A 473-nucleotide genomic window follows, 5' to 3' on the forward strand; every position below is an offset into this window, starting at 1 on the left:
CAAGAAAAAAGATTCGTCTCTTGCATGGCGGAACCGAGAATTAAAACCGTTGTTTTTACTAGTCTACAATTATCTACAAAAAGACAAAAGGCAATGGCAGTATAGCTATAACACTCTCAAGCCATTAAAGCCTTATATAGATACATTGAGTGAGAAGTATATTCAAAAATATCATCCAAAAGAATATCAACAACTAATGAAAACCTTAGATGGGGAAGTGAACGAATTAAAGAAGGCATACGGAGAAGGGAAGGTAAATCAATACCGGTATAAGAATTACAAGCAGAATAAAATCAATGAATTATATAAGCGAATGGGTAATGCTTTTTTACARGAAATGAAAACCTATGATAAAAAACAACAGCGTGCCCAACATCTTATTAAACATGCAAAATCACGGAAACGTTCTAAAGGGTTTCAACAGCATGTATCGATGCATGCATCCTTAAAAAGGATGGAACGAGCCTTTAAAG

1 protein-coding gene is annotated in these 473 nt (G+C 34.3%); it reads left to right on the top strand.

Features of this window, described 5'->3' with window-relative positions:
* Window positions 1-473 (top strand): relaxase MobL (gene mobL / locus AC1DWA_RS33350; protein ID WP_477917758.1); only part of this gene is annotated, 473 nt, incomplete at both ends.

Source organism: Rhodococcus sp. P4_F3_2 (assembly GCF_056401335.1).